The 7,463-nt window shown below is 75.7% G+C and carries 6 protein-coding genes and 1 pseudogene; 5 read left to right on the plus strand and 2 right to left on the minus strand.

All coding sequences use genetic code 11. The annotated features are described in order from the left end of the window. From CRM73_RS17280 to CRM73_RS17300, 5 genes and pseudogenes are all read left to right on the plus strand, one after another. Nucleotides 1-302: pseudogene (locus tag CRM73_RS17280) on the plus strand (thiamine-phosphate kinase); the annotation flags it as partial. Then, complete coding sequence (locus CRM73_RS17285; RefSeq protein WP_313960165.1) at nt 292-1,251, plus strand: DAK2 domain-containing protein; 960 nt, start codon at nt 292-294, stop codon at nt 1,249-1,251. The pseudogene CRM73_RS17280 and the gene CRM73_RS17285, both read left to right, overlap by 11 nt. 12 nt (nt 1,252-1,263) lie before the next feature. After that, nucleotides 1,264-3,561, plus strand: a complete 2,298-nt coding sequence (locus CRM73_RS17290; protein WP_095651896.1) for an ATP-dependent DNA helicase RecG — start codon at nt 1,264-1,266, stop codon at nt 3,559-3,561. 50 nt (nt 3,562-3,611) lie between these two features. Beyond that, a complete protein-coding gene (gene rsmD / locus CRM73_RS17295; protein ID WP_229588612.1) occupies nt 3,612-4,211 on the plus strand; it encodes a 16S rRNA (guanine(966)-N(2))-methyltransferase RsmD in 600 nt (199 codons plus the stop codon). Nucleotides 4,212-4,300: 89 nt separating this feature from the next. Further along, on the plus strand, nt 4,301-5,626 hold the full coding sequence (locus CRM73_RS17300; RefSeq protein WP_035928947.1) for a UDP-glucose/GDP-mannose dehydrogenase family protein: 1,326 nt from the start codon (nt 4,301-4,303) through the stop codon (nt 5,624-5,626). Between the two features lie 96 nt (nt 5,627-5,722). Here CRM73_RS17300 and CRM73_RS17305 read toward each other — a convergent pair whose 3' ends face one another. Both CRM73_RS17305 and CRM73_RS17310 read right to left on the minus strand, forming a co-directional pair. After that, a complete protein-coding gene (locus CRM73_RS17305) occupies nt 5,723-6,955 on the minus strand; it encodes an aminotransferase class I/II-fold pyridoxal phosphate-dependent enzyme (protein WP_229588613.1) in 1,233 nt (410 codons plus the stop codon). Between the two features lie 28 nt (nt 6,956-6,983). Further along, a partial coding sequence (locus CRM73_RS17310; RefSeq protein ID WP_229588614.1) for a WS/DGAT domain-containing protein occupies nt 6,984-7,463 on the minus strand: 480 nt, incomplete at its 5' end.

Below are 7,463 nucleotides of genomic sequence, written 5' to 3' on the forward strand. Positions count from 1 at the left end.
GCGTCGTCGTCGACCTCGACGGCGCGGCCGTGGCCGGCCTCGCCGAGCCCCTGCGCCCGGCCGCCCGGCTGCTCGGCGCGGACCCCCGCGACTGGGTGCTGACCGGCGGCGAGGACCACGGGCTGCTCGCCGTCTTCCCCCGGGGCGTGCCGCTGCCGGGGATGTTCCGTGCGATAGGCTCGTGTGCGCCCGCGCCCCCCGCGCACGACGACACCCTCCCCCGGGTGCTGCTCGACGGACGAGCGCCGCACCTGGCCCTCGGGCACCCGGTCGGCGAAGGATGGGATCACTTTGAACCATAGGATCGGATCGAACGCGGCCGTCATGCGGCGGTGGCTCGACCTGGCCCACCGTGATCTCGTGCGCCACAGCCCCGTCCTCAACGCCCTCAACGTCTTCCCGGTCGCGGACGCCGACACCGGGACCAACCTCGCGACCACCGTGCGCGCCGCCGCCGAGGCCGCCGCCGTGCTCGAGACCGGCGACGTCGGGGAGCTGCTCTCCCTCGCCGGCCAGGCCGCCCTCGAGGAGGCCCGCGGCAACTCGGGCACCCTGTTCTCCGTCTTCCTCACGGCCGTGGGCCGCTCCCTCGAGGGGAGCACCAGGATGAGCGCCGAGTCAGTCCGGCTGGCCCTGCACGCCGGCCACGTGCGCGCCTGGAGCGTCCTGACGGACCCCGTGGACGGGACCATGCTCTCCGTCCTGGAGGCCGCCGCCGCCGTGCCCGTGCCGCAGGGCGTGGAGGACGGGTCCAACCAGCAGCTCAAGGAGTTCCTGGCCGCCGTCAGCACCGCCGCCCGCGCCGCGGTCCTCGTCACCCCGGACCAGCTCGAGATCCTGCGCGAGACCGGCACGGTCGACGCCGGCGCCCTGGGCATGCTCGTGGTCTTCGACGCCCTGGCCCGCACCGTGGGCGGCGACGACGCCGGCGACGAGAACGCCCTCGACGCGCTGATCGACGCCGCCGCGGCCCGGGCCGCCGGCGCCGGGGACGCCCCGCACACCGTGCACGGCGGCGTGGAGGTGATGTGCACCGTGGAGCTCACCCCGCTGGACGCCGCGGAGCTGCGCCACGAGCTCAGCGAGGTGGGCACCAGCGTGATCATGAGCGCGGTGACCGAGACGGGGGACGGCTACCGCTGGCGCGTGCACGTCCACGTGCCGCGGCCCGAGGACGCCCTCACCGTGATCGGCGCCCGCGGCAAGGCCGTGAACCTCACGGTGACCTCCCTCTCGGAGGCGGACGGATGAGGCACCCCTGAGATGACCCCGACCCACGGCGGCGGGGCGTTCCCCGACCCGGTCTCCGAGCTCGACCAGCCGCTGGCCCGGCTGCTGGGGCGGACCACGGCCGACCAGCTGGCCCGGCAGCTCTCGGTGTCCACGATCGGGCAGCTGCTCGACCACTTCCCCCGCCGGTACATGCCGCGGGGCGAGCTCACCCCGTTCTCGGAGCTGCGCATCGACCAGCAGGTCACCATCGTGGCCGAGGTCGTGCACGCCTCCACCCGCCAGATGCGCTCGCGGCGCGGGTCCATCACGGACGTGGTGATCACGGACCGCGTCTCCTCCGACCCGCAGCGGCTCTTCGCGGACGGCGACCCGGGCCCCGGCCGGACGATGCGGCTGAGCTTCTTCAACGCCTGGACCGCCGCCAGGGACCTGCCCCCCGGAACGCACGCCCTGTTCTCCGGGAAGGTCGGGCTGTACAACGGCGGCGTGACCATGACGAACCCGCACTACGCGATCCTCGACCCGGACGCCCCGGAGGCCGGGGAGACCGCCGAGGAGCGGGCGGGCCGGCCCATCCCGATCTACCCGGCCACGGCCAAGCTGACCACGGACAAGATCGCCCGCGCCGTGCACTCGCTGCTGCCCGTCGTGGACTTCGGGGCCGTCCCGGACCCGCTGCCGGACGGGATCCGGGAGCGGGAGGGGCTCATGGGGCTCGAGGAGGCGTACTGGCAGGTCCACCGCCCGAGGGACACCCGGGCGCACGGGGAGGCGCGCCGCCGGTTCCGCTACCAGGAGGCGTTCCTGCTCCAGTGCGCCCTGGCCCGCCGCCGCGCCGAGCTCGCCGCCCACCCCACGACCGCCCGCCCGGGCGTCCCCGCGGGGGTGCTCGCCCGGTTCGACGCCGGGCTGCCCTTCGAGCTCACCGCCGGGCAGCGGACCGTGGGGGAGCAGCTCGCCGCGGAGCTCGCGGGCACCCGCCCCATGAACCGGCTGCTCCAGGGCGACGTCGGCTCGGGCAAGACGCTCGTGGCCCTGCGCGCGATGCTGCAGGTCGTGGACTCCGGCGCGCAGGCGGCGCTGCTGGCCCCCACCGAGGTGCTCGCCGCCCAGCACCACGGCTCCGTGGTCCGCTCCCTGGGCCCGCTCGCGCAGGCCGGCCTGCTCGGCGGGGACCCGGACGGCACCCAGGTCGTGCTGCTCACGGGGTCCATGGGCGCCGCGGCGCGCAGGCGGGCCCTGCTGCGGATCGCGTCGGGGGAGGCCGGGATCGTCATCGGCACCCACGCCCTGCTCTCCGAGGTCGTCCAGTTCGCCGACCTCGGACTGGTCGTGGTGGACGAGCAGCACCGCTTCGGCGTCGAGCAGCGCGACCGGCTGCGGGACAAGGCCGGGCGGCCCCCGCACCTGCTGGTGATGACCGCGACCCCCATCCCGCGCACCGTGGCGATGACCGTCTTCGGCGACCTGGACGTCTCCGTCCTCGACGAGCTCCCGGCCGGCCGGCAGCCGATCGCCACCCACACCGTGGGGCTCGTGGAGCACCCGGGCTGGGAGCGGCGCCTGTGGCGGCGCGCCCGGGAGGAGATCGACGCGGGCCGCCAGGTCTACGTGGTCGCGCCCAAGATCGGCGACGACGACGAGCCCCCGCCCCACGCCTCCCTCGCGGAGTCCGCCCTCGCGGCGGCCTCCGAGGACGAGGAGTCCGAGGCGACGATGGCGTCCGTCACCTGGCTCGCCGAGCTCGTGGCCGCCGAGCCCGTCCTGGCCGGCGTGCGCGCCGAGGTGCTGCACGGCCGGCTCGACACGGACCGGAAGTCCCGCCTCATGGAGGAGTTCGCGGCCGGGGACGTGCAGCTGCTCGTGTGCACCACCGTGGTCGAGGTCGGCGTGGACGTGCCCAACGCCACGCTGATGATCATCGTCGACGCCGACCGGTTCGGCATCTCCCAGCTGCATCAGCTGCGCGGCCGGATCGGGCGCGGCGGGCACGCCGGGACGTGCCTGCTCGTCACCCGGCGCCCCGCCGAGCACCCGTCGCGGGAGCGGATCGAGGTGGTGGCCGGGTCCACGGACGGCTTCGAGCTGGCCCGGGCGGACCTCGAGCTGCGCCGCGAGGGCGACATCCTCGGCGCCGCGCAGTCCGGCGGCCGCTCCACCCTGCGCCTGCTGCGGGCCCTCGACGACGCCGAGCTCATCGAGCGCGCCCGCCGGGACGCCGTGACGATCCTGGGCGAGGACCCCCAGCTGCTGGAGCATCCCGAACTGGCCGAGGCCATCGAGCGCTACCTCGACCCGGACGCCGAGGCGTTCCTGGACCGGGGCTGAGCCCCCGTGCCGCCGAGCCGCGTGCCGCCGGGCACCCGAGAGGAGCACCCATGAGCAGGATCATCGCCGGGGCCGCCGGGGGGCTGCGCCTGCAGTCCGTGCCGGGCCGGGACACCCGGCCCACCACCGACCGGGTCAAGGAGTCCCTCTTCGCGCGGCTCGAGTCGTGGGGCATGCTCCGGGACGCCAGGGTCCTCGACCTCTTCGCGGGCTCCGGGGCCCTCGGCTGCGAGGCCGCGAGCCGCGGCGCGGCCGCCGTGACCCTCGTGGAGCGGCACGCGGGCGCGGCGCGGGTCTGCCGCGCCAACGCCGCGACGGTCCACCGGGCCCTCGGGCGCGAGGACGTCGTCACGGTCCGGCACGGGGCGGTGGGCGGCTACCTCGCGGATCCCGCCGAGGGGCCGTGGGACCTCGTGCTGGCCGACCCGCCCTACCCCCTGCCGGAGGCGGAGCTCGCCGCGGCCCTCGCCCCGCTGGTGGGCCGGCTGCGGGAGGGCGGGGTGCTCGTGGTCGAGCGCTCCACCCGGTCCCCGGAGCCCGGCTGGCCGGCCGGGCTGCGCCGCTTCGAGCAGAAGCGGCACGGGGAGACCACCGTGTGGTTCGCCGAGACGGACGTCACATCGCCCGCGTCCCCCGGCGCGCCGGACTGACACCTGCGCCGCTGGGCGCACCCCCTTTGACAAGATTCGACAGGCAGCATCGAGCCCGGGTCAGCGCCCGGGAGGAACGGAGGACGTCCATGAGGATCACGGTTCTGGGAACGGGCTACCTGGGGGCCACGCACGCCGCGTCGATGGCGGAGATGGGCTTCGAGGTGCTGGGGCTGGACGTGGACCCCGAGAAGGTCGACGCCCTGTCCCGCGGCGAGCTGCCCTTCCACGAGCCGGGCCTGGGCGAGCTGCTGCGCAAGCACGTGGGCACCGGCCGGCTGCGCTTCACCACGAGCTACGAGGAGGCCGGCGCCTTCGGCGACGTCCACTTCGTCGGGGTCGGCACCCCGCAGCGGGCCGGGAGCTTCGCGGCGGACATGCGCTACGTCGACGCCGCGGTCGGCTCCATCGCCGCGGCCGCCACGAAGGACTGCGTGATCGCCGGCAAGTCCACGGTCCCCGTGGGCTCCGCCCGCCGCCTGGCGGACCTGGCGAAGGCCTCGGCGCGGGAGGGCGTGGACGTGTCCCTGGTGTGGAACCCCGAGTTCCTGCGCGAGGGCTACGCCGTGGAGGACACCCTGGCCCCGGACCGGATGGTGCTGGGCTGTCAGGACCCGGCCGCCGAGGCCGTGATGCGCCGGGTCTACGCCCGGCAGCTGGAGGCCGGCGTCCCGCTGATCGTCACCGACTTCGAGACCGCCGAGCTCGTCAAGGTCGCGGCCAACGCCTTCCTGGCCACCAAGATCTCCTTCATCAACGCCCTGTCCGAGCTCACCGAGGCGGTCGGCGGGGACATCCGCACCCTGGCCGACGCGATCGGCCTCGACGAGCGGATCGGGCGCAAGTTCCTCAACGCCGGCGTGGGCTTCGGCGGCGGCTGCCTGCCGAAGGACATCCGCGCCCTGCGCGCCAGGGCCGCGGAGCTCGGGGTGGAGCAGTCGGTGCGCTTCCTCGCGGAGGTCGACGACATCAACGTCCGCCGCCGCGGCCACACGGTGGAGACGGTCACCCAGATGCTGGGCGGGACCGTGGTGGGCCGGCAGGTCGCCGTGCTCGGGGCGGCCTTCAAGCCGGACTCCGACGACGTGCGCGACTCCCCGGCCCTGGACATCGCCGCCCGGCTGCACTCGATCGGCGCCGAGGTGGCCGTCTACGACCCCAAGGCCAACGCCAACGCCGCTAAGCGCTATCCGCGCCTGGACTACGTGGACTCCCTCGAGGCCGCCGTCACCGGGGCCGAGGTCGTGGTGCTGCTGACCGAGTGGGCCGAGTTCAAGGCGATGACCCCGGAGCAGCTCGACCCGCTGGTGGCCGTCCCGCAGATCCTCGACGGCCGCAACGTGCTCGACCCCGACCGCTGGACCGCGGCCGGCTTCACCTACCGGGCCCTGGGCCGCCGGGCGAGCGCCGTCTGAGCCGCGGCGCGCGGGGCGGCGTCCCGCGCGCCGGTTCCCCGCCGCCGGGGAGCCGGCACGAGGGCGGGCGGCGAGCTCCCCGCCGTGCGGACCGGCTCAGCCGGCCAGCTGCCGCCCGGCCCGCTCCAGGACGTCCAGGCGCTTGCCGAACGAGAAGCGCATCCAGGACGCGTAGAGCTCCCGGTGCTCCGCGGAGGCGAGGGCCGGCACGGGCACGCCCACCACACCGGCCCGCTCGGCCAGCACGGGCGCCAGGTGCGCGGCGTCCTCGACCCCGTACCGCTCGCACAGGCCGCGGACGTCCGCCACGACGAAGAACGTGCCCTGCGGCTCGAACGGCTCGGCACCCGCCGCGGCCAGGCCCCGCACGAGCACGTCGCGCCGCCGCCGGAAGTCCTCCGTGAGCCGGTCGTAGAACCCGTCCGGCAGGCCCAGGGCGGTGGCCGCCCCGATCTGCAGCGGCGTGGCGGCGCTGTGCGTGAGATAGGCCTTCGTGGCGCGCACCGGGCCCACGAGGTGCGCCGGCCCGCTGACCCAGCCCACCCGCCAGCCCGTGACCGAGAAGGACTTGCCCACGGAGGAGACGGTGAGGGTCCGTTCGAAGGCCCCCGGCAGCGCGGCGAGCGGCCGGTGCCCGCCGGCGTAGCGCAGGTGCTCGTAGACCTCGTCGGTCACCACCACGCAGTCGTGCTCGGCGGCGAGGCCGGCCACGCGGGCCAGGACGGCGTCGTCGAACACCGTCCCGGTCGGGTTGTGCGGGTCGTTGAGGATCACCATGCGGGTGCGGGGCCCGAAGGCCGCGGCGAGGCGGTCGAGGTCGGGGGAGAAGTGCGGCGGCTCGAGGGGGACCGTGACCAGCCGCGCGCCGGCGAACTCCACCACTGCGCCGTAGAGGTCGTAGTGCGGCTCGAACACGACCACCTCGTCCCCGGGGCGCAGGAACGCGAGCAGGCTCGCGGCCAGCCCCTCGGACGCGCCCACGGTGACGACCACCCCGGAGGCCGGGTCCAGGTCGATCCCGTAGAACCGGTGCTGGTGCGCCGCGACGGCCTCCTGCAGCAGCGGCAGACCCGCCACCGGCGAGTACTGGTTGCCGCCGCCGTGCAGCGCGGCCGCCGCGGCGTCGAGCATCTCCCGCGGGCCGTCGACGTCCGGGAAGCCCTGGCCCAGGTTGATCGCGCCCGTGCGCGCGGCCAGCCGTGACATCTCCTCGAAGACGGTCCCGGTGAGCTCCCCGGTGCCGGTCAGCAGACCGCCCCCGCGGGCCATCCGCTCCCACGGGGGGCCGGACGTGTGCGTGGACGGGACGGCGGCGTCGGTGGCATCCATGGCCGCCAGTCTAGGGTCCCGCGGCGGCTCAGGGCGGCGGCCCGGCGCCGAGCCGCACGAGGGTCCCGGCCAGCCCCTCGACGAACACCGGGAGGTCCGGCACCACGTCGGCGTCGGCCACCACGTCGATGCCCAGGGTCCCCGTGTAGGAGACGACGCCCACGGCGAGGGCCAGGTTGCCCTGCACGGCGCCGAGCTGGAACAGCTCGAGCACCGGTGCCCCCGCGAAGAGCAGGGGCGCCGCGGGGCCGCGCACGTTGCTGAGCAGCACGTTGACGAGCCGCTGCCGGTCCATGACCCGGACCATCCAGCGCTGGGCCAGGCGGCCGCCCGGCCGGTACGGCGGACGGGTCCGCTGCCGGGAGGTGGTGGCCGCGATCCGCCGCAGCCCGGCCACCGGGTCGGGCTCGTCGACGGGCACGGCCACGACGCGCACACCGGCCCGGTTGCCGCCGGCGGGGTCCCCCGCCGCGCGCACGGAGGCGGCCACCGACACCTTCAGCTCCGG

The sequence above is a fragment of the Kocuria sp. CCUG 69068 genome (assembly GCF_020833785.1).
Classification (GTDB): domain Bacteria; phylum Actinomycetota; class Actinomycetes; order Actinomycetales; family Micrococcaceae; genus Kocuria; species Kocuria rosea.